Source organism: Halogeometricum borinquense DSM 11551 (assembly GCF_000172995.2).
In the GTDB taxonomy this organism is placed as follows: Archaea; Halobacteriota; Halobacteria; order Halobacteriales; family Haloferacaceae; genus Halogeometricum; species Halogeometricum borinquense.
Map to the genome: position 1 here is coordinate 1,664,538 of NC_014729.1, position 23,921 is coordinate 1,688,458.

24 protein-coding genes are annotated in these 23,921 nt (G+C 60.0%); 13 read left to right on the top strand and 11 right to left on the bottom strand.

The window, feature by feature from the left end:
- Positions 1-11 precede the first annotated feature (11 nt).
- The 7 genes from HBOR_RS08360 (at position 12) to HBOR_RS19980 (ending at position 5,818) form a co-directional block, all read left to right on the top strand.
- Positions 12-296, top strand: a complete 285-nt coding sequence (locus HBOR_RS08360; RefSeq protein ID WP_006054844.1) for a hypothetical protein — start codon at positions 12-14, stop codon at positions 294-296.
- A complete protein-coding gene (leuC, locus tag HBOR_RS08365; RefSeq protein ID WP_006054845.1) occupies positions 289-1,710 on the top strand; it encodes a 3-isopropylmalate dehydratase large subunit in 1,422 nt (473 codons plus the stop codon). The genes HBOR_RS08360 and leuC overlap by 8 nt, the downstream gene beginning before the upstream one ends.
- Positions 1,707-2,321: a 3-isopropylmalate dehydratase small subunit gene (gene leuD / locus HBOR_RS08370; protein WP_006054846.1), complete on the top strand. Its 615-nt coding sequence runs from the start codon at positions 1,707-1,709 to the stop codon at positions 2,319-2,321. Before leuC ends, leuD begins: the two co-directional genes overlap by 4 nt.
- Positions 2,314-3,291: a 3-isopropylmalate dehydrogenase gene (gene leuB / locus HBOR_RS08375; protein ID WP_006054847.1), complete on the top strand. Its 978-nt coding sequence runs from the start codon at positions 2,314-2,316 to the stop codon at positions 3,289-3,291. The genes leuD and leuB overlap by 8 nt, the downstream gene beginning before the upstream one ends.
- Before the next feature lie 171 nt (positions 3,292-3,462).
- Entirely contained in the window at positions 3,463-4,230 is a 768-nt protein-coding gene (glpR, locus tag HBOR_RS08380) for an HTH-type transcriptional regulator GlpR (protein WP_006054848.1), read from the top strand.
- Between the two features lie 342 nt (positions 4,231-4,572).
- Positions 4,573-5,565, top strand: coding sequence for a class II fructose-bisphosphate aldolase (fba, locus tag HBOR_RS08385; RefSeq protein ID WP_006054849.1), 993 nt, complete (start codon positions 4,573-4,575; stop codon positions 5,563-5,565).
- A 103-nt stretch (positions 5,566-5,668) separates the two neighbouring features.
- The gene (locus tag HBOR_RS19980; protein WP_006054850.1) at positions 5,669-5,818 is read left to right on the top strand and encodes a DUF7557 family protein; all 150 of its coding nucleotides are present in this window, start codon (positions 5,669-5,671) and stop codon (positions 5,816-5,818) included.
- A 28-nt stretch (positions 5,819-5,846) separates the two neighbouring features.
- On the opposite strand, the gene HBOR_RS08390 is transcribed toward HBOR_RS19980, so the two are convergent.
- Complete coding sequence (locus HBOR_RS08390) at positions 5,847-6,296, bottom strand: DUF5799 family protein (RefSeq protein ID WP_006054851.1); 450 nt, start codon at positions 6,294-6,296, stop codon at positions 5,847-5,849.
- Positions 6,297-6,388: 92 nt separating this feature from the next.
- On the opposite strand from HBOR_RS08390, the gene HBOR_RS08395 reads away from it, so the two are divergent.
- On the top strand, positions 6,389-7,636 hold the full coding sequence (locus HBOR_RS08395) for an HAD family hydrolase (RefSeq protein WP_006054852.1): 1,248 nt from the start codon (positions 6,389-6,391) through the stop codon (positions 7,634-7,636).
- A gap of 148 nt (positions 7,637-7,784) precedes the next feature.
- Complete coding sequence (locus HBOR_RS08400; RefSeq protein WP_006054853.1) at positions 7,785-9,023, top strand: mandelate racemase/muconate lactonizing enzyme family protein; 1,239 nt, start codon at positions 7,785-7,787, stop codon at positions 9,021-9,023.
- 193 nt (positions 9,024-9,216) lie between these two features.
- Here the strand turns inward: HBOR_RS08400 and HBOR_RS08405 are convergent, their stop codons facing one another.
- Both HBOR_RS08405 and HBOR_RS08410 read right to left on the bottom strand, forming a co-directional pair.
- Positions 9,217-9,750, bottom strand: coding sequence for an MOSC domain-containing protein (locus HBOR_RS08405; RefSeq protein WP_006054854.1), 534 nt, complete (start codon positions 9,748-9,750; stop codon positions 9,217-9,219).
- Entirely contained in the window at positions 9,750-10,385 is a 636-nt protein-coding gene (locus HBOR_RS08410) for a hypothetical protein (protein WP_006054855.1), read from the bottom strand. Before HBOR_RS08410 ends, HBOR_RS08405 begins: the two co-directional genes overlap by 1 nt.
- 104 nt (positions 10,386-10,489) lie before the next feature.
- On the opposite strand from HBOR_RS08410, the gene HBOR_RS08415 reads away from it, so the two are divergent.
- Both HBOR_RS08415 and HBOR_RS08420 read left to right on the top strand, forming a co-directional pair.
- Positions 10,490-12,178: a globin-coupled sensor protein gene (locus tag HBOR_RS08415; protein WP_006054856.1), complete on the top strand. Its 1,689-nt coding sequence runs from the start codon at positions 10,490-10,492 to the stop codon at positions 12,176-12,178.
- Positions 12,179-12,225: 47 nt separating this feature from the next.
- On the top strand, positions 12,226-13,374 hold the full coding sequence (locus HBOR_RS08420; protein WP_006054857.1) for an MBL fold metallo-hydrolase: 1,149 nt from the start codon (positions 12,226-12,228) through the stop codon (positions 13,372-13,374).
- 143 nt (positions 13,375-13,517) lie between these two features.
- Here the strand turns inward: HBOR_RS08420 and HBOR_RS08425 are convergent, their stop codons facing one another.
- The 5 genes from HBOR_RS08425 to HBOR_RS08445 all read right to left on the bottom strand — a co-directional run bounded on the left by HBOR_RS08425 (position 13,518) and on the right by HBOR_RS08445 (position 17,778).
- A complete protein-coding gene (locus tag HBOR_RS08425) occupies positions 13,518-13,844 on the bottom strand; it encodes a 2Fe-2S iron-sulfur cluster-binding protein (RefSeq protein ID WP_006054858.1) in 327 nt (108 codons plus the stop codon).
- Positions 13,845-13,976: 132 nt separating this feature from the next.
- Positions 13,977-16,043, bottom strand: coding sequence for an alkaline phosphatase PhoX (locus HBOR_RS08430; protein ID WP_006054859.1), 2,067 nt, complete (start codon positions 16,041-16,043; stop codon positions 13,977-13,979).
- A 252-nt stretch (positions 16,044-16,295) separates the two neighbouring features.
- Entirely contained in the window at positions 16,296-16,739 is a 444-nt protein-coding gene (locus HBOR_RS08435; RefSeq protein ID WP_006054860.1) for a hypothetical protein, read from the bottom strand.
- A gap of 262 nt (positions 16,740-17,001) precedes the next feature.
- Complete coding sequence (locus tag HBOR_RS08440) at positions 17,002-17,436, bottom strand: universal stress protein (protein ID WP_006054861.1); 435 nt, start codon at positions 17,434-17,436, stop codon at positions 17,002-17,004.
- Between the two features lie 48 nt (positions 17,437-17,484).
- Positions 17,485-17,778 (bottom strand): hypothetical protein, encoded by a 294-nt coding sequence (locus tag HBOR_RS08445; protein ID WP_006054862.1) that lies wholly within the window; start codon positions 17,776-17,778, stop codon positions 17,485-17,487.
- A 122-nt stretch (positions 17,779-17,900) separates the two neighbouring features.
- On the opposite strand from HBOR_RS08445, the gene HBOR_RS08450 reads away from it, so the two are divergent.
- The gene (locus HBOR_RS08450) at positions 17,901-19,601 is read left to right on the top strand and encodes a flippase activity-associated protein Agl23 (protein WP_006054863.1); all 1,701 of its coding nucleotides are present in this window, start codon (positions 17,901-17,903) and stop codon (positions 19,599-19,601) included.
- Positions 19,602-19,724: 123 nt separating this feature from the next.
- Here the strand turns inward: HBOR_RS08450 and HBOR_RS08455 are convergent, their stop codons facing one another.
- From HBOR_RS08455 to HBOR_RS08465, 3 genes are all read right to left on the bottom strand, one after another.
- Entirely contained in the window at positions 19,725-20,165 is a 441-nt protein-coding gene (locus tag HBOR_RS08455; protein WP_006054864.1) for a hypothetical protein, read from the bottom strand.
- 4 nt (positions 20,166-20,169) lie between these two features.
- A complete protein-coding gene (locus tag HBOR_RS19690; RefSeq protein ID WP_394295391.1) occupies positions 20,170-21,426 on the bottom strand; it encodes an eCIS core domain-containing protein in 1,257 nt (418 codons plus the stop codon).
- 384 nt (positions 21,427-21,810) lie between these two features.
- The gene (locus tag HBOR_RS08465; protein WP_013440590.1) at positions 21,811-22,764 is read right to left on the bottom strand and encodes a transcription initiation factor IIB; all 954 of its coding nucleotides are present in this window, start codon (positions 22,762-22,764) and stop codon (positions 21,811-21,813) included.
- A gap of 130 nt (positions 22,765-22,894) precedes the next feature.
- Between HBOR_RS08465 and HBOR_RS08470 the strand changes: the two genes are divergently transcribed.
- Entirely contained in the window at positions 22,895-23,842 is a 948-nt protein-coding gene (locus tag HBOR_RS08470) for a lamin tail domain-containing protein (protein ID WP_013440591.1), read from the top strand.
- The last annotated feature ends 79 nt before the right edge of the window (positions 23,843-23,921 follow it).

The window sequence follows — 23,921 nt, forward strand, 5'->3', positions numbered from 1 at the left end:
ATATCGTACCAATGACGCGAGATGAGACACGAGACGACGCATCGAATCGCATGCGAAATGTTAGCCATACAAATCCCTACACGGGAGAGACGTTCACGACAGTCTACGAACGCGGCCCGGCCGTCACCGACGGCGGACAGTCCGGCTCCAAGCCTGCGACGACGGGCGGTTTGGAGGCGATGAAAAACGTTGACCACACGCCCCCACACGGTGACGAAACGAACCGCGTTTGGAATCGCGGGCGGACAGCAATCACCGGCCGTAATCGGTCGGTTGCGGGTGACGTAGATGAGTAAGGGAACGCTGTACGACAAGGTCTGGGATAACCACACCGTCACGCAACTGCCGACCGGGCAGACGCAACTGTTCGTCGGCCTGCACCTCATCCACGAGGTGACGAGTCCGCAGGCGTTCGGGATGCTGCGCGAACGCGGCATGGATGTGGCGTTCCCCGACCGGACGCATGCGACGGTAGACCACATCGTCCCGACGTCGGACCAGTCGCGCCCGTACACCGACGACGCCGCCGAAGAGATGATGTCGGAGTTAGAGGAGAACGTCCGCGATGCGGGTATCGACTTTTCGGATCCGACGACGGGCGATCAGGGTATCGTCCACGTCATCGGACCGGAGCAGGGAATCACCCAGCCCGGAACGACCATCGTCTGCGGCGACAGCCACACCTCGACGCACGGCGCGTTCGGCGCGCTGGCGTTCGGTATCGGCACCTCACAGATCCGTGACGTGCTGGCGACGGGATGTATCGCCATGGAAAAACAGAAGGTCCGGAAAATCGAGGTCACCGGCGAACTCGGCGAGGGTGTCGAGGCGAAGGACGTCATCCTCGAAATCATTCGTCGTCTCGGAACCGACGGCGGCGTCGGCTACGTCTACGAGTACGCCGGGGAGGCTATCGAAAACCTCGGCATGGAAGGGCGGATGTCGATCTGCAACATGTCTATCGAGGGCGGCGCTCGCGCGGGCTACGTCAACCCCGACGAGACGACGTTCGAGTGGTTAGAAGAGACCGACGAGTTCGCGGACGACCCCGAGAAGTTCGAACGGCTGAAACCCTACTGGGAGTCCGTCCAGTCCGACGAAGACGCCGAGTACGACGACGTGGTCACTATCGACGGCGACGAACTCGAACCGGTCGTCACGTGGGGGACGACGCCCGGACAGGGCGTCGGTATCACCGAACCCATCCCGGCACCCGAAGAGTTGCCGGAGGACAAACAGGACACCGCGCGCCGTGCCCAAGAGCACATGCGCGTGACGCCCGGCGAGACAATGGAAGGCTACCCAATCGACGTGGCGTTCCTCGGATCCTGTACGAACGCTCGCCTCGCGGACTTGCGCCGTGCCGCCCGCCTCGTCAAGGGGCGACAGGTCCACGAGGACGTGCGCGCGATGGTCGTCCCCGGCAGTCAGCGCGTCCAGACGGCGGCCGAAGAGGAAGGACTGAAAGACATCTTCGAGGAAGCCGGCTTCGAGTGGCGTAACGCTGGGTGTTCGATGTGCCTCGGCATGAACGAAGACCAACTGGAGGGCGACGAGGCGTGTGCGTCCTCCTCGAACCGTAACTTCGTCGGCCGGCAGGGATCGAAAGACGGGCGTACCGTCCTGATGAACCCGCGCATGGTCGCCGCCGCGGCTATTAACGGGGCAGTGAGTGACGTGCGCGAGATGAAGGAGGTGAATCTGGCATGACGGAAACGATCCCGGAGGTCGATTACGTTTCGGGGACGGGTATCCCGATTCGCGGGAACGACATCGACACCGACCAGATCATCCCGGCGCGGTTCATGAAAGTCGTCACGTTCGACGGACTGGGGCAGTTCGCGTTCTTCGACCTGCGATTTGATGACGACGACGAACCGAAAGACCACCCGATGAACGAGGATCGCTTCAAGGACTCCTCGGTGATGGTGGTCAACGCTAACTTCGGCTGTGGGTCCTCGCGCGAACACGCCCCGCAAGCGCTGATGCGCTGGGGTATCGACGCCATCATCGGCGAATCGTTCGCGGAAATCTTCGCGGGTAACTGTCTCGCTCTCGGCATCCCGACCGTCACCGCCGACCACGAGACCATCGCGGAACTGCAGTCGTGGGTTGACGAGAACCCAGACAGCGACATCGAGGTTGACGTGGAGGCCGAGACGGTCACCTACGGCGGGAAGACCATCGATGTGACCGTTGACGACGCCCAGCGAAAGGCGCTCGTGGACGGCGTCTGGGATACGACAGCGCTGATGAAGTCGAACGAGAAAGCGGTCCGCGATACGATGGACTCGTTGCCTTACGTGGAGAGCGATGACTGAGCAAATCGTTGTCGTCGAAGGTGATGGCATCGGGGCGGAGGTCGTCCCGGCCGCTGTGGACGTACTGAAAGCGGTCGGCGACTTCGAGTTCGTCGAAGCCGACGCCGGCGACGCTGTGAAGGCCGAAACAGGTGAGGCACTGCCGCAGGAGACGTACGACGCCGTCGCCGACGCTGACGCGACGCTGTTCGGCGCAGCGGGCGAGACGGCTGCCGACGTGATTCTCCCGCTCCGCGAAGCGGTAGACTCGTTCGTCAACGTCCGTCCGGCGAAGGCCTACCCCGGCGTTGACGCACTCCGACCGGAGACGGACCTCGTCTTCCTTCGAGAGAACACCGAGGGCGTCTATTCGGGTCACGAGGACCGTCTGTCGGATGATCTCTCCACGCTCACGCGCGTCGTCACCACCTCGGCGTCAGAACAACTCGCCGAGTACGCCTGCGACTTCGTCGGCGGCGAGGGCGGCAGTTTCCAGATCGCCCACAAAGCGAACGTGATGCGCGAAACCGACGGTCGATTCCGCGATACCATCGTCTCTGTCGCCGACAAACGTGGCGTCGAAGTCGAAGAAGTGCTGATGGACGCCTTCGCCACGCGCGTCTGTCTGGATCCGACGCAGTTCGACACTATCGTCTGTCCGAATCTCGCGGGTGACGTGCTTTCGGACCTCGCGGCCGGACTCGTCGGCGGTCTCGGTCTGCTCCCTTCGGCTAATATCGGCCCCGACAACGCTCTCTTCGAACCGGTTCACGGCACCGCACCGGATATCGCTGGCGAGGGTATCGCCAACCCGTCGGCGACGATTCTCTCCGCGGCGATGCTCTTAGAACACCTCGGCTACGACGACGAGGGCGCGGCCGTCCGCGAGGCGGTCGAATCCACGCTCGCTGAGGGGCCGTGTACCCCTGATTTGGGTGGCGACGCCGCCACCGAGGACGTGACGAAAGCAATCATCAACAAACTCGACTGACTGCAACTCAGTTTTGGCGTTTTCTTTGGGATTTGCAGTTGTACAGTGGCTACTCTCATCTCCCAGCTGTATGCAAGCGAGTTATTTCTGCATGAACTATGCATGATTGAACGATTATCGAACGCAAACAATTAACAGCGGAAGGTGGCTACTGCGGAACACGACTGACACATGTTACCCGCAGAACGCAAACGACGGATCGTGGAACTCGTCTCCGCAGACGACGGGCGGTCCGTCGAGGGACTCGCCGATGAACTCGGGTACTCGAAAGCGACCATCCGACGTGACCTCCGAGAACTGGAGGACCGCGGTCTCATCGAACGATCACACGGCGGTGCAGTTCCGGTTACGACGGTCGGCAAAGAGCAGACGTACGGGCAAAAGGAGGTACAAAATATCGACGGCAAGCGGTCGATAGCCGAGCGTGCTGTCGAGGAGATAACCCCCGGGCAGGTCGTCTTCTTCGATGCCGGAACGACGACTATGGAAGTTGCAAAGCAGGCACCGACAGACGGATCGGTTCTTTCGGTGACGAACTCTCCGCGCCTCGCCGTAGAACTCGGGAAGGAGGAAAACGACGTGAAACTCACCGGCGGCACCCTTCGCAGTCGGACACGCGCACTCGTCGGGCCGACTGCAGAATCGTTCATGGAGCGGACGAACTTCGATCTCCTCTTTCTCGGAACGAACGCTATCGACGCTGACGGTGGTCTGACGACGCCGAACGAGGACGAAGCACGGATGAAGGAACTGATGACAGAGAAGGCGGCGCGAGTTGTCCTCGTCGCTGACGCGACCAAAGTCGGCAAACGATCGTTCGTCAAGTTCGCGGACCTCGGCGACGTAGATGTGTTTGTCACCGACGCGGAATTACCGCAGAGAGAGCGGCAAGCGTTCGAGAACGAGGGTGTCTCTGTCGTGGCGGCTCCGCCGGAATAAGCGACGCTGTCTCGACTGTATCGAGAACACCCCGAAACTGGGCGCAGTCGGAGTGTTCGTTCATCTGCTGAACCCGTCCTCTCGTATCTATCCTCTGCCGCTCTATTCGACCGTTTACATTCATAAACAGTCAGAAGCGAATATAAACCATATCATACCATTCAGAAATAAATAAAAAGAACTCCGAGACGTGTTGGAGTACGAATGTAGATTTATCCGGATTCGAGTAGCTATCTTTTGCGTTCCCTGATTTTGGCACTGACTGCGAAAACCGAACACGAACGAAAGCCCTCCGTATACGTTATAATCCCGGCACGTGAACGCCGGAATAGGTGACTCACAGTGCCGTTCTACCGCGGGAATGAACTCGCCAAGGTGTATGACGACGCGCTCGACGAGGGATTCGGTCTCATCGCCTCGAACATCGCCGAACCGAACGTAATGATGGGGTTGATGGAGGGCGCAGCGCGCGAGAACTCCGATCTCCTCCTGCAACTGTCCGGCGGTGCCGCGACCTTCGCGGGTAACGAGGACCCCGTCTCCGGACTGAAGGCGATGGGAACGTACATCGAATCCATCGCCGAGCAGTACGACATCGGCGTCTTCCTCAACATGGACCACCAGACCGACATGGACTTCATCGAGGCACAGATGGACCTCGGGATTCCCTCCTCGATCATGATCGACGCCTCGCACGAACCGTTCGAGGAGAACGTCGAACGAAGCCGTGAGGTCGTCCAGATGAAGGAAGACAAAGGTGCAGACGTACTGATCGAGGCTGAACTCGGGCAGATCAAAGGCGTCGAAGACGAGATCGAGGCCGAAGAGGCGTTCTACACTGATCCCGAACAGGCCGTCGAATTCGTGGACCGAACTGGCTGTGACCTGCTCGCCATCTCGGTCGGCACCCAACACGGCGTCGCAAAGGGCAAAGACCTCGAACTCCGCCCTGACCTCGCACGCGACATCCGCGTGGCGCTCCGCGACCACGGCCTCGATACGCCGCTCGTCCTCCACGGATCCTCGGGCGTCCAACCCGACCAACTGCAGGAGATGCTCCAGCACGGCATCTGTAAGGTGAACAAGGACACCCGCTACCAGTACGAATACACTCGAACTGCGTTCGACCACTACCGCGAGGATCCCGAAGCCATCGTCCCGCCGGAAGGCGTCGAGGACGCCCGCGACACCTTCTTCAACGAGACCGAGTGGTCCCCGAACAAGGACGTGTTCGACCCCCGCGTCGTCGGACGGAAGATACGCGAGCGCATCGCCGACGTTCACGCCGACCTGACGCATGTCTCCGGCAGTGCGAACCAGAGTCGGTACGTCTAACGCCGCCAGTCAGCACGTTTGAGTCGGCTCGGTGAGGGCTTCTGGCCCGTCCTTTGCCCCACTGCCCCCCGCGTTTAAGTCTACAGATACCCTTACATAGCGTATGCCTCAGATACATCTCGACGAGGAGACGGTGGCGCGACTCGACTCGCTTCGACAGGAAGACGAAGACTACGATGAGATTGTCACGGAACTCATCAACATCTACGAAGCCGAAGAACTCACGCTGTTTCACTCGGGCGACGAAATCTGACGCTCCGTCGCCCCCCGCTTCGAACTGTTCACTCCTGATACGCGATTCTAACTTGCTCCCATTTCCCTTTTGACTCTAAGTGACGCTGTAACTCGTCTGCGTACTCCTGAACGAGTTTTTCGGCCTCGGCCAACTGTTCGGCGTCGGCACCGCCACCGCCACCACCGAGTCCGAGTGCGCCCTTGATTGAATCGACTAGACCGCCTCCACTGGACGACTTCGACTCCGACGGTGCGCCGCCCATCTGCGCCATCTGCGAACGGACGTTCTCCAGTTCGGGCATAATCTGCGGCAGTTTCTCCGTGTCGGCGACGATACGCGCCTGATCGGGATCTCCCGCGTGTTCTATCTCGAACTCCGTCGCCGTCATGATGAGGCCCCACTCTTGGCTGGTAAACTCCGATGCGGCGATTCGATCGTTGAATTCGCGGTCAACCGTCATCCGGTCGCCGACGATACTATCTGTCCAATTAGCCATGTGTCGGAGTTAGTGTACGAGGTGTTTCAGCGTTTCCCCGCAGGAATCGCCGTACGGGCACACTTTTTCCGCTTACAGTACTCGATAGACGTATGGAACGGTACGACCTCCTCTACCGACTCTACGAGGAATTCGAGGCGGACACGCTTCGGGAGTTACAGGACTTCGTTGATCTGTTTCCCCCAGTCGATTCGCGTATCGCCCTCGACTACTGGCAGGACGCAAGCGACGAACTGGAGAGCAGAAAAGACGCGATTCGCTCGTCGTTCGCGGCGGGTGACGCATTCGCCGAGATAGCGGCCCGCTCGACCCGCGACCAGACGTTCACCGCGCTCGACTTACACTCGAAATACGGGCGCGCGGTGAACGCGCTCGTTCTCGACGTGGACGAAACACTTCGCTCGGCGGGACGGACGGACAACGAGATTCCGCGCGATACGCTCCACCTTCTGACGGAGTTCCACGAGGCGGGCGTTCCAATCGTCATCTGTACGGGACAGACGCTGGAGAACGTGAAGGGGTTCACCATCCAAGGACTCGGTAACGAACTCGTCCACTCCGGCGACGTGAGCATCGTCTACGAGGCGGGAACCGGCGTGTTCACGCCGGGGCACGGCTCGACCACCAAGCAACTGCTGTACGAAGACCTCGACCCGACCGTCCGCGAAGTGTTCTCCGAGGTTCGCTCTCGCGTGCTTCCGCAGGCACCCGACGACCTGCGTGAGTCCGTCCACCTGCAGGGCAACGAGTTCAACATCACGCTCAAGCCGAACTTCGACATCGGAAGCGACCCCGCCGAAGCAGTCATCGACGAGGGACTGGTCTACCTCGTGGATCTCCTCGGTCGAGCGGTTGCGGCCGCTGTGGACGGCGACTTCGGGGTCGAGAGCGCCGAACACTGGTCACGTGCCTACTACGCGGACGCCGACCCCGAAGTTGCAGACGTACTCGCCGCCGAAGACGCCGCACCCGAGTGCGAGGTTGATGACGTTCCCGACCCGATAATCGACCTGTTCGACCGCATCGACGTGGCGTATTACCACGCCGACGCCGCCGAAATCGGCTCGTTGGAACTGAACAAACCGAACGGCGTCCAAGCCGCCCTCGACGTGTTGGGTGTCGATGACCCGTTCGTTCTCGTCATGGGCGACAGTAAGTCCGACCTGCGCGTCATGGAGTGGGCTGCGGAGGCAGACGCCGGGATCGCTGCTGCCCCGAAACACGCCTCCCAAGACGTGCTGACGCACGTTTTAGAGACGGATGAGTTGGTGTACGACCGAGGCGACGCAGCGTCGATGCTCCGTACTGTCTACGTCCTTAATCTGCTGGACGAACGCTAAGGTACGTCCGCGGGATTCGTGACCTGTGTCCATGACTCGCATGCACGAATCACTTTTGCTCTGACGCGACGAATCACCGAGTTACTGGCTTCGGCGGCGTATACGCCGGAGTGCAAAGGTTTACAACTTATCGAGTAAACGCCAAACTATGAGCAAAGACTACGCAGACTTGCACGACCCGAACGCTGAGTACACGATGCGTGAACTCTCAGCTGAGACGATGGGTGCGACGGCGAAGCGCGGCGGCGGCCGCGACGTGGAGATTACCGACGTACAGACGACGATGGTTGACGGTAACTTCCCGTGGACGCTCGTCCGAATCTACACCGATGCGGGCATCGTCGGGACCGGTGAGGCTTACTGGGGTGCGGGCGTTCCGGAACTCATCGAGCGGATGAAACCGTTCGTCGTCGGCGAGAACCCACTCGACATCGACCGCCTGTTCGAACATCTCGTCCAGAAGATGTCCGGCGAAGGATCCGTCGAGGGCGTCACCGTCACCGCCATCTCCGGCATCGAAATCGCACTGCACGACCTCGCAGGGAAGATTCTAGAGATTCCGGCCTACCAACTGCTCGGCGGCAAGTACCGCGACGAAGTTCGCGTCTACTGTGATTGCCACACCGAAGAGGAGGCCGACCCCGAAGCCTGTGCTGACGAGGCCGAACGCGTCGTCGAAGAACTCGGCTACGACGCACTGAAGTTCGACCTCGACGTCCCTTCGGGCTTCGAGAAGGACCGCGCGAACCGACATCTCCGACCGGGCGAGATTCGCCACAAGGCCGAGATTGTCGAGGCGGTGACAGAGCGCGTGAAAGACCGCGCCGACGTGGCGTTCGATTGCCACTGGACGTTCTCGGGTGGCTCCGCAAAGCGCCTCGCGGCCGCCATCGAAGACTACGACGTGTGGTGGCTCGAAGATCCGGTGCCGCCGGAGAACCTCGCCGTCCAAGAGGAGGTCACGAAGTCCACCGTGACGCCCATCACCGTCGGCGAGAACCGCTACCGCGTCACCGAAGAGCGTCGGCTGATCGAGAATCAGGCCGTAGACATTATCGCACCCGACCTGCCGAAGGTCGGCGGCATGCGCGAGACGCGAAAGATCGCGGATGTAGCGAACCAGTACTACATCCCCGTGGCGATGCACAACGTCTCCTCGCCCGTTGCGACGATGGCCTCTGCACACGTCGGGACGGCGATCCCGAACTCGTTGGCCGTCGAATACCACTCGTACGAACTCGGCTGGTGGGAGGACCTCGTCGAAGAGACGGTCATCGAGGACGGATACATCGAGATTCCCGAGAAGCCGGGTCTCGGCCTGACGCTCGACATGGACGCCGTCGAAGCGCACATGGTCGAAGGCGAGACGTTGTTTGACGAAGCGTAAGTCCAAGTCACGTCCGCGAATTTCCGATTTTTGCGAACAGGCGGCGCGTTCAGCGAATATTCCGCAGCGAGTGCGCCGCACACCCGCGAATCGCTGCGGACCGTGGTCAGGTCACATCGCGGAGTGGTCCCGTATTCGTACTTGAACTCTCGTCCGACGAGGTGGGCGGTCTCGAGCCGAAAGGTGAGTGACGCTACTCTTCGACAGACGACTCACGGAGTCGGTCTACGATGGATTCTCCGACGGTCCGCGGGTCGTCCTCGATCAGTTCGAGTTCGTCGCCGACTGCGACCGTCCCGCCGGTGACGACGTTCGCGCAGATTCCGCCCCGCTTCCGTTTCAGGGCGCGTGCAACGCCTTCCTCTCCGGCGACCGCTTCGACGTGCGCACAGGGCGGTCGGGGTCGCGTCCCACGAAACGTCGCATCGCCGACGCGAAACGTCGTCTCCAACAGGTCGTGGAGCGTTGCGCCGCGGACGACGATGTTCCGGCGGTGTCGGCCGTCGGTGAGGTCGATCCCTGTCTCTTCTCGAATGGTCTCTAACGCCTCGGCGGCGACAAACGTGACCTCGCACACGTCGTAGGGCGAGTAGTAGCCCGTGCCGCGGAGGTAGCGGTCGCCGCGGATCCCACCCTCGACGACCTCGATGGACTCGTGGGACTCCATCGGCGCGCCGTCCTCCGGACTCGTCCAGAGGGTTTCGACGCGGCCACAGACTTCGGGCATTAGCACACCGACCGCGGATCGAACCCGAGTCCCTGCAGTGCGTCGGCGTAGTCGTCGTACGCTAGTTGAATCGTATAGCCAGCGACCATCTGTGCCGTCTCCCAGTCGTCTTCGGTTGCGCACACTTCCTCAAGGAGGTCGAGTCCCGCTTCGAGCGTCTCGTTCGTCTCCGCCTTCAGATCGCGGAAGATATCCGCTGTCGCCTCGTCGGCTTCGTTGATGAAGAAGCCGATGAGTTGGTTGTGGGTCTGCTGACTGACGAGCGGGCGGCCGACCATCCCGCCCGCGATACGTTCGACCGTTTCCGTGCGACCACGCAGATACGAGTGCATCGGTCCTGGTTCGTCGTCCGATTCCCACTCTTTATCGAGTTCGTTCGTGACGCGTCGCAGATGGGTATCCTCTTGTTCGGCGACGGTTGTGAACGCCCCCTGCGCCGTCTCGCTCTCCTCGTCGTCGGCCCACTTACGGAACGTCTCGCGTGCGGCGTGTTCGCTCGCTGCCGCCACCTCGAGGACGCGTTCGCGTGTCAAATCTGCGTCAGTCAACGCCACTAACAGTTGTTGAGAGCCGAGGCGTTCCAGCTCAGTCTGTTTGTCGTCTTCAACAACCGCACGAAACGTCTCTCCGTCCATATCGGACGCTCGTCCGCAGCGGCCCTGAATGTTCTCCCCGTTTATAGTATCAAATTTGGTAATTGACGGAAAGGTTGAATAGTCTGACTATAGTCACGGGGGACATGGATAACCAAGGGTTGGCCGTGACCGATGCCAACCGACGTACCGTGGACGGATCTGAACTCGCCGCGACGATGGGCCTCGATGACGAGGAAATCGCATGGCGAAAGTCGTTCAATCGATTCGGAGCGGAAGATGTCGAAAGGTTGGAATCTCTCTCGCCGCTTTTCGACGGTATCGCCGAAGATGTGGTCGATGATTTCTACGACCAACTCACGAGCGACGAGAACTCGAACGAGATTATCGGCCGGTCGAGCAAGGGTCTCGACGCTCTCAAGCGGGACCAGATCGCCTATCTCAAATCGCTCGGGAGCGGAGAGTACGGCAAACAGTACTTCGAACGGCGGGCACGAGTCGGGAAGATTCACGATATGCTCGACGTGGGGCCCAAGTTCTACCTCGGCGCATACTCCATTTACTACGAGAATCTCATCGAAGCAATCGGGGCGGACGTCAAACAGGAGTTCAGCGGGTCGTCGGACGATACAGATGGTCTGTTCGCGCAACTCCGCAGCAGCACCGCCGATGGCGACGTAGACGACGCAGTAGACGCCGTCGTAGACCGGTCGATTTCGCTTCTGAAGCTGTTTCTCCTCGATCAGCAGGTGGCGATGGAGACGTACATCCACTCGTACAGTCAAGAGGCACGCGAACAAGCCGAGCGACGCCGTCAGCTGACCACACAGGTCCAACGCGAACTGCGTGAGCCTATCGACGAAGTCCACCAATCTTCTCTTACTGTCACCGAACGTGCTGAGGACATCCGCGATATTGCGACAGAGCAGGTCGAGGACATGGAAGCGGTCGCCGGAGAAATCTCGCAGATGAGTGCGACAGTCGAGGAGATCGCCGCCACCGCCGAAGAGGTCGAGAATACGAGTCTGGAGGCGGCCGAGCGCGCCTCGAAAGGCGAAACCGCGGCGAACGAAGCCATCGAAGTGATGCAGGAGGTGAGCCAAGCGGCCACAGAAGCCTCAGAGGACGTTCGACGCCTGCAAACGAAGATAGACGAGGTTGACGAGGTCATCGAGACGATAAACGACATCGCAGAACAGACGAATCTCTTGGCGCTGAACGCCTCCATCGAAGCGGCCCGTGCGGGCGAAGCGGGCGAAGGGTTCGCCGTCGTTGCAGAGGAGGTCAAATCGCTGGCAGAGCAGTCACAAGAGCAGGCCAGCGAAGTCGAGCAGACCGTCAACAGCGTCCAGTCGGAAGCCGGTGAAACGGTCGAGAGCCTGACCGAGACGACCGAGAAGCTTCACGAGGGAATCGAACTCGGCGGCGAGGCGATGAGCAGCCTCAGCGAAATCGTCGAAGCGGTCGAACGGACGACCGAGGGCATCGCGGAGGTGGCTGACGCGACCGACAATCAGGCGATGAGCGCAGAGCAGGTGACTGGTGCGGTCGAGAACACGCGCGAACAGGCGAAGAACGTCGCCTCGCAGGTTGACGAGGTGGCCGACGCAAGCCGAGAACAGACGAATCAGATCAAAGCCATCCGCGAGTCGAGCAAGCGCCTCGACATGGGCAATGGTGGAGAGTCTGCAAGTTCAGACGGGACTCCCACCAGTGCGGATACCGAACCTCCGCTCTCGTCGGTCGGGACAGACGGTGGGGTAGACGAGATGCCCGAGTCGGTCCGTCAGGCTGAGGGGTCGGGCGACGAACCGTCGAATCCGTCCGACGAATAACGCCTCCGGGCGGCAGCTATATTCCTCGAACGATCCACTAGTCAGACATGACACCCGAGGAGCTTCACGACCGACTCGAACGGGGCGAGTCGGTGACGCTACTCGACGTTCGAAACCGCGAGGAGTACGACGCGTGGCACATCGACGGCGATTCCGTGACGACGACGCTCGTTCCCTACTCGAAGTTCATGACCGCAGAAGTGCAGGGAACGGTCGAAGAGACGGCCCGCAAAGCGGGACTCGACCCCGACGAACTTGTGGTCGCCGTCTGCGGGCGAGGTGAAGCAAGCGACTACGTGGCGGAACTCCTCCGGGATGTGGGCTATAACGCAGAGAATCTTGAAGACGGGATGCGCGGATGGGCGCACGTCTATGTCTCCGAGACGGTGCCGACAGATGCCGATGCGACGGTGTTCCAGTATCGCCGCCCTTCCAGCGGCTGTCTCGCCTACATGCTCGTCTCCAGTGGCGAAGCGGCCGTCATCGACCCGCTTCGACAGTTCGTGGACCGCTACGCCGCCGACGCCCGCGAGTACGGCGCGGACATCGTCTCCGTCATCGACACACATGTCCATGCCGACCACGTAAGTGGCGTCCGCGAACTGGCCGATGCAGTGGACGCAACGCCGGTGTATCCCGCCGCCGCTGAAGCGCGTGGTCTCGTAGCCGACTCCGCGACGAAGCTCGTCTCTGACGGCGACGAAATCCACGTCGGCGACGTGACGCTCACGGCCGTCCACACGCCGGGGCACACTTCGGAGATGACCGCCTTCCAAATCGATGACAGCTGTTTCTCCGGGGACGGTCTCTTCCTCGACAGCGTCGCCCGCCCCGACTTAGAACACGGCGACGAGGGTGCCGAAGACGCCGCGCGGCGACTGTACGAGACGTTCCAGTCGGTGTACGGTACGTTCGACGACGACGTTCGAGTTGCCCCGGCACACTGCGGCGAGGCCACCGAGCGCGCTGTGGATGGAACCTATACAGCACGTCTCGGCACGTTACGGGACCGTCTCCCGGCGCTCTCGATGGACGAAGCGGAGTTCGTCGAGTACGTTCTCGACGACATGCCACCGCGCCCAGCGAACTACGAGGAGATCATCGAGATGAATCTCGGGCGGAGTGAGGTGGAAGACGACGAGGCGTTCGAGTTGGAACTCGGCCCGAACAACTGCGCGGTATCTCAAGCGGACTGAGTCAGTCGCCGACACCGACCCTGGGTTCGCATGCGCGAGCGCAGCAGTTGCTGTCCGACTGATACCACTCCCGGGAACGGCAAGCGACGGATGGCCATCACCGGCTGTCCCCTGTTTCGGAGCTACCGCGGAGAAGTCGCCGTTCAGTCGTCGTCTGCAGCGGCTGCAGCGGACGCAGCGTCCTCTTCGATGCTCGGTGGGTAGACGCCCCGTTTCAGCTTGAGGTCGCTCTGCGGACGTGCCATGCACGTCAGCGCATATTCTTCGCGCTCTTCCTCAGTGAGGCCGCGAGCGGCGGGCTGGACGACGTCACCCTCCAGAATCTCTGCGGAACACGCCAGACACATGCCGACTCGGCAGGAGTACTCCTGTGCGATGCCCTCTTCGATACAGGCCTTGAGAATCGTCTGTTTGTCGGAGACCTGAATCGACTCGCCCGTCCCGACGAACTCGACGGTGTACTCAGTCATAGCATGCGATTTGCGGGACCGCGCCAAAACTCTTTATAGAGCGATTCGGTCGGCAAAAAAAGGTCGGGATTAGGGGGAACGTCGGGCGCGTGGTGAGCGATTCGGAGGCTTGAGTTCGCTGCTATCGCCGTTTTACTCGCTGTTTCCGGGATTCCCTTCGTCGTCGCCGTCAGCGTCGTTTCCGTGACCGTTGTTTCTGTCGCCGTCACCGATTGCCCCCAACTCGTCGGGCGTGTAGAGATACATGCAGTCGTTCGGATACGACCGGCCGAATTTGTCGGCGTCCTCACAGCAGAGGACGCGCCCATCGTCCATCACGAACACGTTGTCGATGTTGAGTACGGAGTCGTTCGCCACGTCCGCCGGGTCGCTGGCGTCGGAGCCGACGATAACGGGTTCGAGCGTCGAGATGTTGTAGTCCGCCTCGATTTCGGCGCGGTAAACGAGGCCACCGTCAACGCGGTCCATCCGCAGGTCGCCGTGCTGGTCGCTCATCCCGCCGTTGAGTTCGGAGATGCCGAGATAGATGTAATCGCCGGGTTGTGCGTCTTCGACGCTGTCGATCCCTTCGCTCTTGCGGAACTCGACCGTCGCGCCGATTGCCTTCGCGGCGGCGCGAGTTTCGAGGAACGGTACCTTGCGCAGGCTCTCGTCGTCAACGACGGCGTTGGGGTCGTCGGTCCATTTGTTTGCCCACGCCTGAATCTCCTCGTCGGTGATGAAGTCCTGATTGCCGTTCTTTGCGACCGCTTTGTCGGCTTCCGCGAGTGCCGCCTCGAAGTCCTCTTGCCAGTCCGTCTCGGCATGGGTTTCGAGGTAGTCAACCTGCGTGACGTCGTCGTACTCGGCTATCCACGAGGCGACTTCTCGGTTGGTCGCGTGACTCAACGGCAACCAATCGAGTTCGAGATCGACGTTTGCGGGCGGTTTGTTCTTTGCGGCGTCCTCGTTGGTCACTTTCGCCGCGTAGAGCGTTCCCGCCACGTCCATCGGATCGTCGTAACTCGGGATGGGTTCGTCGGCGACGAACTTGTACAGCCCTTTGGTGTCGCCGTCGGAGGTGAGATACACCGTCTTCTCGTCGGACTGCACGTCCGGCGCTTCCCACGCCGCGCGGCCGAAGACGTAGTATTTGACCGGTTTCGGTTCCGCCCACTCGGGTTTGCGGAAGTCTACGATGTAGCCCGTGCGGTAGACGTTCGGATACGTGTCTCCGATGGGTGTCTCGTCGCCCACGGGGTCTGCGCCGAGGTAGTACGCGTGGAGTTCGAGTCCGGCGAGGGCGAACGCGCCCTGCGGATAGACGCCGTCGTTGTACTCGTCGTACCACTCCGAGGAGCCGACTTCGGTGGGGTTCGGTCGGTTCCAGAACTGCGACGCGCCACGGTAGCCGACGCCGCTTCCGGCATCCATGATGTCACTCGTCGTGGCAGTTCCGGCCAGACGCGGGTGTGCGTACTCCTCTTCGGCCGATAGCGGCGTCCCCCACGGACTCCGGTCGCCGTAGCAGTTGATGCGCGTGCCACCGAGTTCACGCATCGCCTCGGTGTTGGCGAGGTTCGTCGTGTTCTCTCGGTCCGCAGTCCATCCGCCATCTTCATCCTGTTCGATGGGCATCCGCGTAACGTTACCCGGACTCGCCTCGAAGTTCGTGAACAGAACGCCCTTTGTCCCGTCCTCGTTTGTCGGAACGAACTGGTTCATGTCCGGCGTGTAGCCGAAATCGGAGTACCGAGTGCCGTCGAACTGCGAGATATTGACTCCGTCTGGCGTCGTCGGAATCCCGAGGTCTTCGTCGTCTCCGATGTTGTCGCCCTCCTGTGCGAGGAGGACGTACTCGCCGTTGCCGACGCGAACTTTCGACTGCTTTTCTTTCGTGTTCGGAATACCAATCTCCTGTACGTCGTCGTCGTCCCCGAATGAGAATCCCTTCACGTAGCCGATTCCGCCGGTGTTGAACGGTGCCGGATTCTGTCTGCTCGGATGTTGGAGACTGAAGATGAGAGTGCCGCTTTGCGTGACGAACGGCCCGGTCACCTCGGCACCGAACGCCGTCGTCGCAAACCGCGTCAGTTCGCCCTTCACCATCGGTGCGTGCGGCGTGTCGCCGTCTTCCGCCGCCGCCGTTCCAGCAACGCTTGCCCCGAGTGCCGCAGCCACTGATGTCGCCATCAGTTTCCGTCGAGTGAATTCGACCATACGGGGCGACAGACGACAGGACTGTTAAAATAATTTTATAATGCTTTGACGTAAATAGTGTGTGAAAACAGTACTCTATAGTGCTAAACATAGATTAATTTCTCAAAATATGCGGTATTGATTTAGATATGTCTATACCTATGTGTCCCCAAATGGGTGGATGCGTTCGACCTCTCTCACAGCCGACTGGTCTCTCTTACGGCCGCTGGGTCTCTCTCGCAGTCGCTCCGACGCCGTTACGCGGAGGCGATGTCACTCCAGCCCAGCATCACGCGCACCGGCACGAATTTCCGTTCCGCGCTGACGAACCCACTCTACGTACGTCTCGATTCGCTCCCGTTTCACGCCGAAGAACGACGCGACCCAGTCCGTGTCGATGCCGGGGCGGGTGAGAAAGTAGGCCGCGAGCGTGTCTCGACCAGCTTGAATGATCTCAGGTGGCACGCCTCGGTCCCCTGTTCCGGCTTCGTCGAATCCGTTCACATCGAAGTACACGTCAGCGTACAACTCTGCGAGTTCCGGGTCCTCGAACACTGCTCCGACGTGGTGCGGAGCCTCGAACCGGTATCTCGTCTCAGCGTCCCCGTCACGTACTGCTACGATTCGGACATCAAGAAGATACTCTCTGTGTACCGTTTCGCTCGCTTTTTCTGTCGAATCGGCGTCGCTGGATTGGGATTCGTCTGTTTGGGACATGCGTTGTGGCACTCCGCAGTCTCACGGACGTTCGGCGTACGGAGAGCGTCCGTGACACAGCATAGATGACACCGTCACCCGGTTCGGTGATAAAACTGACTCTAGTATGACATATTTTTGGCCACTGTGTCCTATATAGACGCTCTGTACACACTGGCAAAGGGAATACTGGTGAGCGAGGTCTCTCTCCGTCCGACAGTTCGTGTCTTACTGGCAGAAAATATCCGGTCCGTCGTCGTGACGGCGCAGTCGAGAGCGGACTTCACGCTTCTTCGTGGGACCGGACGGTGAGGACGGGGACATCCGAACTGCGAACGATTTTCTCAGTGACGCTCCCGAGGAGGTACCGGTCCAGTCCGCTCCGGCCGTGCGTTCCCATCACGACGAGATCACAGTCATTCTCCTCGGTGTAATTGAGGATATCTCTGTGTGCCGTTCCGTTCTGAACGCTCGTCGTTACCTCGACACCCGCGTCGTCGGCGGCCGACACCACTTGCTCGACGGCCTTTTCACCTTCCCCTCTGAGTGCTTCAGCGACGATGTTCGATCCCGCCTCCAGCGAGGAGTACGTCCCCGAATCGACGACGTAGAGCGCGTGGATGGTCGCGTCGTACTGTTTTGCGATGTCGATTGCGTGTTTGATGGCTCCCTGGCTCGCTTTGCTCCCGTCTGTCGGCACAAGTATTCGTTCGTACATACCAACTGCTACGGGCGGCAGCGATTAGAAACTGTTCACGAACCGAGGCTACTCGTCGTCGCTAACAGATTCGCCGCGGAAGGCGAGGATTGCCTCCTCACACGTCTGCAGACCGTCGATTCGCTCGTTATCCGACAGTGACACTGTCTCGACGACGCTCCACCCACCACCGTCCTCGTCGAAGACGAGGCCCTTCACCCACGAGTCGGTGGCCACGATGACGCCGCTTGCGTCTCCCTCCTCTTCGATAGGACTTGCAAGTTCGAGGGCGTCCGACCGATTCAGATCCATGAGTTCCTTCGCAGACAACGGCCGCGGTGGCAGCGATTCCACGATTGTCATGTCGGGTCGTCGGCCGTCGCGGTGCTTGTGCCTTCCGAACCGCCTCGGTTCGTCTCGATGACAGCGTCGTGTGCAGGGACGCGACCAAAAAGCTTCTACCCGATTACGCGGGAGTCTTTCTCATGTCATCCGGAGATGCGTCAGACGACGCCTCGGTGGGGGTTTTCGGTCTCGAATTCCGGACCGACCGCGTGACCCTCGCCGTCGTCGCGCTCGCCGCTCTCGCCCTCCTCGCTCGTCTCGTTGGTCTCGGTAGCCGCCCGTTCCACTGGGATGAGGCCCGCGTCGGCTACTGGGCACTCCGCTATCTGGAGACTGGTGCGTTCGAGTACCGCCTAATCGCAGGCGGCCCCCTCCTCTACCACCTCGACAGACTCGTTTTCGCCGTCCTCGGCGTCTCCGACATGACGGCCCGCCTCCCTGTCGCCGTTCTCGGCGCGGCGCTTCCGCTTTGCGCTCTCCTCTTCCGGGACAGATTCGACGACGCTGAGTCGCTCGTCTTCGCCGCTTTCCTCGCGTTCAACCCGCTTTTCGTCTACTACTCGCGATTCCTTCGCGGCGACGTACCGCTCGCGTTCTTCGCCCTCGCGTTCGCCGGATTCACGCTGCGCGCCTACGACCGGCGGAGCAGACGCGACGCCTACGCCGGCAGTATCGCGCTGGCGCTCGCTTTTGCCTCTTCGGGATTCGCTGCCGCCTACGTACTGTGTGGGGTGGTCGTCGTCATCCTCCTCGTCGATCAACCGAGTGCCGTGGTCGATGGCGGAACGTCTGCGCGCCGACTCATCGATTCAGTGCGGTCCCGCATCGCCGGACGAACGGTTCCTGCCGCCCGAGCGTTCCTGTTGTTCCTCGGAACGACGATACTCTGCTTTGCCCCGCGCGCCGGGCCACACGTCGATGTCGGCCTCACGAAACCTACGACGTGGCATCTCGTCCTCTACGAGGCCACCGTCGGCGCGCTCTGGTCGTTCTTCGGCGTCCGCGTCGCCCACCGCTGGCCGCACTGGACGCACGAACTGTTCCCGTACGTCGGTGACCTTGCCGGAACACTCGCTACTGCTGGGCTCCCGATAGTTGTCGCCGCCGTCGCCGTCTTTGGTTGGAACCGCTACGTCTCCTCGGAGCGCCGACCGCTACTCGATGCGTTCGCTTACTGGAGCGCTGCCGCGTTCGCCATCTTCCCCGTGGCGACGGAGGTGTCTGCGCCGTGGGTGGCAATTCACGTCGTCTTGCCGCTCTCGCCGCTCGCCGCCGTCGGCGGCGCGGCCCTTCTCCGACGCGCCGTCTCGCTTGCGGGCGGCGATGAACGCGACGCAACCACCGTCGCCGCCGTCATTCTCCTGCTTCTCGCCGTCGTTGCACAGGCTGGTGCCGTCACTGCCACGGACGTGTACGGGCCCTCGGACCGGACGAACGAACTCGCGCAGTTTGCCCAACCCAGCGACGACATGACTGCTCTCGTTGAGAACGCGACTGCAATCGCGGACGACGACCCGACGACACCCGAAGTGCTGTACGTCGGGTCGAAGTACGCTACTGCGTGGGACCCCGGCAATGAGTTCCCGCCGGTCGTAGAGAGTTGGGGTAACAGGCTTCCGCTCCCGTGGTACTTCGAGCGCGCCGACGCCGACACCGTGAGTACGAAGAATCTGACGACGTTCGATGAACGCGCGGCCAACGAGTCTACGCCGCCGATAGTCGTGTCCGAACCCGGTTTGTCCGGCGGCGTCGGCGACAGACTCGGAGACGCGTACGGATCGAAGACGTACCACCTCGGCCTGTGGGACCGCGAGGTAGTCGTTTTCGTCCGGCAGGTGTGACTCCTCACAAGATACCAGTCCATCGAATTCAACAGATTATCCCCATCCACATCAAATTCGAACTGGAGGATCTCTATCTCCGATTCTGCCTAACAGTCCTGTTCTTACTGATTCTAGACTCTGCTATCTGTTGTTTTCTCTGTCGAACTCTTTCACCTCTGCTTGTTCAATCGAAACAGTCTCTAGTAGATCAAGGGCCTCTCTGGAGATAATTAAACGATTATTGTCTGAGATACCAAAATCGTCTTGTCCCGCATCTCCGACAATCTGCATCCAGTAGAACTCGGGGAGTTCCATGTTTGGATGTAGTTCCTCGAACTGAGGCGATTTCGAGATCGTTACGTCGTCAATTTCATATCCTGATAGGTCGCTTGACGAGAGAGTATTCTTCAACTCCTCACTGATTACGAAATTAGATACTGTAGTCAGGAGGTCATCACCTAACCAGCCGTGAAACTCGTAATGGAGTTTCGTTACGTCTGGTGGGTGAACAGATCGGTCCATCTCGGTTTTTTCGCCAAACTGTCCAGCAACTTCGGGTTCGATGGTATAATACTCGGTCATAGATTCAGTCCCTCACAGAGGGTTCGAACATATCTCCATATTTATCGTCGATCTCGGTCGCTTTGTCTAGTAGTTGTTGTTTATCTGGACTTTTGTGTTTCAAATAAAAGTCATCCCATTCTTTCCTGATCTGGCTCAGGTGTATCTCTGCGTTCAGTTCTTTGGGGATGCCCCGTAAGTTCTCCAGCGAGTGCATCTCGGAGTCAGTTACCAACTCGGGCCACAGTTGCTGTACCTGTTGTTCTACCGCGTGGTGGATTACTACCTCTCCCTCAAGCCATGGATAAGCTTCGAAGAAATTTGTTCGATAGTCGTTTGAGCTGGCTGTTCCGAATGTGGCACTCTGGTTTTTTATTGGATGTGGTGGATGATCCCTATCACTATCTGTGAAGCGTTCTAGACTACTTTGCTTATCGGGTATACGCTGGACATGTACGCTGGCTTTCCCCATCCGGAAGATACCGAGTTTCCCACCTCGCATCACGCGGTTTGCAGTCTCCTCAGCTTCGCGTTCCAGACGCTCGTCGGGATCGATTTCGATTTCGCCCGTCTGCGGAAGCATCGATACCGCGCCACCAGTTTGTTGGCGCACGTGCGCTAACTCGTGGGCGAGAATATGCTGGCCTTCCGCCGAACTCGGATCGTATTCGCCGTGGTTGAACGCGATGTGATTGCCGACAGTAAAGGCACGAGCGTTGATGTCTTCACAGGCTTTCGCGGCCGATGGACCCGTGTGAATACGCACGTCACCGAGGGTGTCGCCCATCCGATCTTCCATCGCGCGCTGAATCGAGCTATCGAGTTGCTTTCCGGGCGAGGAAATCACGTCCCGAACCGAATCAGGGACGTTCGCGTCACCAGCCTTTGACGCCTCATGATGCGCGCCACGACTGCGCTGGACAGATTTAGCGTTCCGTCGTTCGACATCCTTTGGGACTTCGGCAGGACGCTGTTTTTGCCGTTCACGGAACGCACGCATGTCTCGGGGTTTACCCATCGTATCGACGGTCATGCCTTCGTCGGCCCACTGCCGAACTTGATCTGCGCCGTGTTTCTTGGCCAGTCGCTGAATCTTCGTCTCCAGCCCGTCCATGTAGATCTCTACCCCGAAGCGAGATTCACACTCTCGGGGCGTCAGCGAACCCCCACCGCCACCACGACTCCGATTCCGATTCGAGCCTCCCGTCAGCTCTTGAATAGACGGAACGGACGAGGAATCTTTGCTCGGAGGCGTCCGCTCGTTCGCAGACCGAAATCCCATTCGTACCGCGAACTTGATAGCCATCCAATATAATTGCTCGCTCCTTGATTGCAGCAGGCGCAATTTTGGAGATCATGTCAGAGCCCGCCCCGCACAGAACTAGCGATTCTCCGGAATCAGCGTTTGTAGAATCAAAGCTGATGTCAAGCCCTGCGAAACAATTCAGATATTCTCACTCTGAAACAGTCAGAGTGATTCTAGGAATTCGAGTCTTCTTCAGACAGTTAATCTGAACAGTGCCATCTGGTTCTTCTGGGACTCGTGAGCATCGTAATCTGATTGTCTATACTAAGAGGACTGGCGATAACGGGGCTGTTCTTCGGTTTCTTGGACGTAAAGAACCGTTCTGATCGAGATACTGGGAGAAATCCCGTCGAACTGAACCTAGCGGAAGCCCATCGCTTCGATCTGTTCTTGGTAGCGGTTCCGGATGGTGACTTCCGTCACCTGCGCCACGTCGGCGACTTCGCGCTGGGTCTTCTTCTCGTTGCAGAGGAGCGAGGCAGCGTAGATAGCGGCGGCCGCAAAGCCGGTGGGCGACTTGCCGGATAGAAGGCCTTGTTCTGCGGACACGTCGATGATTTCGGTTGCTTTCGCCTGTACCTCCTCGGAGAGGCCGAGGGCCGAGGCAAAGCGCGGGACGAACTGCTTGGGATCGACGGGCTTCAGTTCGAGACCAAGTTCTTGGGAGATATAGCGGTACGTCCGACCGATTTCCTTCTGCGGGACGCGAGAGACTTCAGCGACTTCGTCGAGTGAGCGCGGGATTCCTTCCTGTCGGCAGGCGGCATAGAGCGCGGATGTGGCGACACCCTCGATAGACCGACCGCGGATGAGGTCTTCGTTGAGCGCACGGCGGTAGATGACCGATGCGACCTCGCGGACGGAGCGCGGGACACCGAGCGCAGAGGCCATGCGGTCGATTTCGGAGAGCGCAAACTGGAGGTTACGCTCGCCGGCGTCCTTCGTTCGGATGCGCTCTTGCCACTTGCGGAGGCGGTGCATCTGCGAACGTTTCTCAGAGGAAAGCGAACGACCGTAGGCGTCTTTGTCCTTCCAGTCGATTGTCGTCGTCAGACCGCGGTCGTGCATCGTCTCGGTGATCGGTGCGCCGACGCGGGACTTCGACTGCCGTTCAGAGTGGTTGAACGCACGCCACTCTGGACCGCGGTCTATCTGGCGCTCGTCTAAGACCAAGCCGCAGTCATCACAAACCAATTCGCCTTGGTCGGCGTCCGTGATGATATTGGTGGACTCACACTCCGGGCACGCGATGCGTTCGTCGGAATCCTGCTCCACTTCCTGCTCTCGCTGACGCTGGCGGCTCGGACGTTCCATTATAAGGTTTGTGGTGGAGCGCGTATTTAACTCTTTGTGAAAAACCATCAAATTTGTTATGGTTTTTCCAGGTGGTATTGCCCGGTCATCAGCCGATCCAATTATCCCATTATCGGTCGAAATGGGGGGTATGCGCACTGGAATTGCTCTTCTCTCTATTGCCCTTCTGGTTACGTCTGGTTGTCTCGGATTTGCACCATCCGTGTCAGACGCGGGCGCGACGCCACAGGATGTCTCGAATCAGGACGGGCCGAGTGTTCGTGTTACCGTGACAGAAGTCGTGGACGGCGATACGATGAAAGTGAAATACACGAACGGGTCGCGTGATACTGTCCGTCTGTTAGGTGTCGATACGCCCGAAGTGTACGGTTCGAACACACCGGACGAGTTCGAGGGCGTGCCCGACACTGAAGCGGGAGCAGCGTGTCTTGAAACCGCCGGGGAAAACGCCTCAGCGTACGCAAAAGCGCGTCTCTCGGGCCAAGAAGTGAGTCTCGTATTCGACGAAACAGCCGACAGGCGGGGCTACTACGGTCGCCTTCTCGGGTACGTCTACGTCGATGGCCAGTCGTTCAACTACGACCTGATCGAGACTGGTCACGCTCGTGTGTATGATAGTACCTTTACCGAACGTGAACGGTACCAGACGGCTGAGAAAGACGCCCGTACAGCGGGCCGCGGTCTCTGGTCGTGCGCCGAGTCGGAGTCCGGCGGGACGATGACTTCTGACGGCGACAACGACGGCAACACCACCATCGAAATCGTTCGTGTCCACCCGGATGCTGACGGCAACGACAACGAGAATCCAAACGGCGAGTACGTCGTCTTCCGGAACGAGGGCGAGCAGGTGATTGACCTCTCAGGATGGTCCGTCGCGGACGCTGCGGACAACGAGTATACGTTCCCGTCCGGAACGACGCTCGAACCCGATGCAGAACTCACACTCAAGAGTGGAACAGGAACCGACCGGGAGGGAACAGTGTACTGGGGACGTAACTCGGCGGTGTGGAACAACGGTGGTGACACGATCACGCTCCGAGATGCCGATGGCACTGTCGTCCGCGAACGTCGCTACTAACGAACTCGAAGGGGGGAAGGATGGGGGGAATGGGGTGACGCAGAGCGTGTAACCCCGTGCAGGGCTAGCGTATGGAACC